This is a genomic window from Candidatus Hydrogenedentota bacterium, assembly GCA_012523015.1.
GTDB lineage: Bacteria > Hydrogenedentota > Hydrogenedentia > Hydrogenedentales > CAITNO01 > JAAYBJ01.
Map to the genome: position 1 here is coordinate 1 of JAAYJI010000029.1, position 3,357 is coordinate 3,357.

Sequence of the window (3,357 nt, forward strand, 5' to 3'; positions counted from 1 at the left end):
ATATTGTACCGTTCATCATTGCGCAGCTTGAAGCTCAGTTGCGTGGAGCGCCAAAGCGCCTTTTGCGCCGGTTCATAGGCGACGGCGGCAACAGATTCTTTCATGGCTGCATAGAGTCGTTCATAGAGACCTTCACGCGCTTCCGGAGATGCATCGTTATATTTTCCCGCGGCTACATCGCCGGAACATCCGGTAAAATACAGCTGAAAGACCTGCTCTTCCTGTTGAAGATGTTCCCGTGCCATGCCAACGAAGTCATAGCTTGCCCGAGAATCACCATAGAAACTCTGGGGATGAGTAGCGTAATAATGGAGTTGCGCCAAGGCTTTATCGCCCTTGGAAAAAGTCACAGTTTTCAGGAAAGGATCGATCAGTCCTTCGGGTTTCGCAATAAAATCGGGATCCTTACACGAGCTGGCGCGAAAACCGACCTTACCCTCGCCAATGGGAACCCGTCTATTGGAGGCAACTTGATGGACACGGGCTTGGCTCATCCCGATCCGATCAAAGGGCTGCAGCTGATTCAGCGCTTCGCGCACGGCGGCAGCGATGTCTGAGGCAGGGTCTTCGAAAGAGGCGATGGACGGGAAGTGGGATATATCCATTTCTTGTTCAAGGAGTCGTGTCGCATCGCAATCCACAACAGGCGCTGTATGCTGATGTACTGTTTGAACGGCAACCTGGTCGATAGAAGTGCCTGCAGCCTCGGCAATGCGCTGCCTGTACAAGTCGTGGACACTATTACACAAGATACAATAATCGAGGGCACACAGAACCGATCTGCCGCCGTCATCTTCAATGATGATTCCTTTGGCAAGAAGCGGATGTTCCACAACGGTCAAAGGTTTTAAAGAAGAATAAATAGGTGTACCCAAGGGCGGTGTAATATCACAGACGAAGGTAGCGACACGAGCGCTTGACACTTCCGCTCTCAGCCAAGGTGCTGCGCACAGGCCGGTGGCAAGTACTCCCAAAAAGTTACGTCGATTCAAAGACTTGGGTGACATGATTATAGATTCCTTTTCATTTGAATGTTTTGGTCACAAATGCAAAGGGGCCGCAGCTTTTATAAGTCTTCGGGCACGAGATAGACGTCGCGCAACCGAGTCAATTCCTGTTTTAAAGCGTTAATTTCATCCGCATAATCGGGATTGTCATAGGCATTGCGTAATTCCTTGGGGTCTTTCAGTAAATCGTAAAATTCCCACTCATCCAAGGTATAAAAATAGGCTAGCTTATAGCGGTCCGTACGAATGCCATAATGCTTGTATACGTGATGCACCTTCGTCTCCCCTTCATAATAATGGTAATAAATGGCGTTGCGCCAGCGATCCGTTTTTTCGCCGCGCATCAAAGGCAACACACTGAGTCCTTGCATTGATTCGGGAATCGGCAATCCTGCAATGTCGAGCATGGTTTCCGCCATATCGAGGTTTTGCACCAACGGCATAATCTCAGTACCGGGCGTGATCGCTTTGGGCCAACGCACCAAAAGGGGCGTGCGCAGCGATTCTTCATAAATAAAACGCTTATCAAACCAGCCATGCTCACCCAGATAAAAACTTTGATCGGAGGTATAAAAGATCACCGTATTATCGGCTAATCCGCTCGCATCCAAATAATCAAGGACACGCCCCACATTATCATCAATGGAAGCAATGCAGCGCATATAATCCCTAATATAGCATTGATATTTGAAACGTACCGCATCTTTGCCTTGAGGATTTAAAGCCTCGTACTCTTCAACACGCTTCTTGTATACGGCATCCCAAGCAGCCTGTTGCTGCGGCGTCATGCGACCGTAAATCTCTTCCCATTCGTTACTGCCGCGATCGTCTTCACGCAATAATTTTAGATCAGAACCGCGGCGCATGGTTTTTTCAATGGTCATGTCCTGATCATGGGCAGCGGTACCGCGTGTGGCGTAGTCGTCGAAAAGGGTATCCGGTTCCGGGAAGGTGACATCTTCATAGGTGCTGAGATGATCCGGGCCTGCCATCCACGGCCGATGTGGGGCATTATGCTGGATCATCATCATAAAGGGCTGATCCTGGTTCCTGTCGACCTCCAGCCAGCGCAAGGCTTTGTCCGTGACAATATCCGTCACATAGCCTTCAATTTTTTCTTTGCCCTCGGGCAAAAGAAAATCGGGGTTATAATAATCACCCTGTCCCGGAAGCACTGCCCAGGAATCAAAGCCTTGGGGATCTGTGTGGAGATGCCATTTCCCAAACAATGCGGTTTGATAGCCCCCTGCCCGTAGGAGTTTGGGGAAGGTCTCCTGTGAGCCGTCAAAACGACTGGAATTGTCGAGGAAACCGTTGAGGTGACTATGCAGTCCGGTAAGTACTACCGCGCGCGATGGGCCGCAGATGGAATTGGTTACGAAACTATTCCGAAAAATAGCGCCCTCTTTTGCAATACGATCGATGTTCGGTGTGGGAGATACCTCGGTAAATCGACGGCCATAGGCACTAATGGCATTTTGTGCGTGATCGTCACTGCAAATCCATATAATATTGGGTTTTTCTGAGGCATCACAGCGCTGTGACCACTCGCCCAGTGCAACAGCCGCCGCCGCTGCACCGCTATATTTCATGAAAGACCTGCGCGTAAACATAGCTACTCCTCTCTGCCGCATTATTATCTGAAGATTGCATTATACCTGTCCTTTGGCAACAGCCACAAGCGAAAGGACAAGTCATTTTTTATACGCAGTAGAAAAAGTTTGTTTATTACGCCCTTCTTTTCATGGAACTCATCATTAAGAGGACAGACATACTCACACCGATTAATAGCCAGTCCGCAAAATATTTTCGCAGGTTATTGGTGATAGTCTTGCTTTCCGTGTCATTGCGGCAACATCCGGCATCATCTTCCGTTTCCTCTTCACCTTCCGGCTGTGCTTCGCCTTCGACGGGGTCTTCACCTTCGACAACTTCTTCGCCTTCAACGGGGGCCTCGCCTTCGACGGGATCTTCACCTTCGACAACTTCTTCGCCTTCGACGGGGTCCTCGCCCTCAGTCGGCTCTTCGCCTTCGACTATTTCTTCACCTTCACCTTCGACGATACCTTCACCTTCGACGATATCTTCACCTTCGGCGGGCTCTTCACCTTCACCTTCGCCTTCAGGACAAATGTTCACCATTACCGTTCGCATCACTTCATCGGCAACATTACCGGAGCTGTCGCTCACGGTATAAGATACTGTATAGCTACCGGGGACGGAGGTGTCTACAGAATTGTCTATGGTCACTTCCAAATCGCCGTCGCAGACGTCAAAGTCAGTTGCTCCGGCGTCGCTATAGTCCTCGCCGCATTCAACGGTAAGCGATTCTTCACCCAAAAGCGTGATG

At 49.8% G+C, this 3,357-nt stretch carries 3 protein-coding genes; all 3 read right to left on the reverse strand.

Annotated elements, in window-relative coordinates; genetic code table 11:
* Positions 1-1,007: hypothetical protein (locus GX117_01300; protein ID NLO31980.1), on the reverse strand; the 1,007-nt coding region annotated here is incomplete at its 3' end.
* Between the two features lie 59 nt (positions 1,008-1,066).
* Positions 1,067-2,620: a sulfatase gene (locus GX117_01305; GenBank protein ID NLO31981.1), complete on the reverse strand. Its 1,554-nt coding sequence runs from the start codon at positions 2,618-2,620 to the stop codon at positions 1,067-1,069.
* Between the two features lie 115 nt (positions 2,621-2,735).
* The coding region (locus GX117_01310) for a DUF5011 domain-containing protein (protein ID NLO31982.1) at positions 2,736-3,357 on the reverse strand (622 nt) is incomplete at its 5' end.

What these genes read in the sequence shown, in the direction of transcription:
- GX117_01305 (NLO31981.1), bottom strand. Translation starts at nt 2,620, where the DNA reads ATGTTTACGCGCAGGTCTTTCATGAAATATAGCGGTGCAGCGGCGGCG.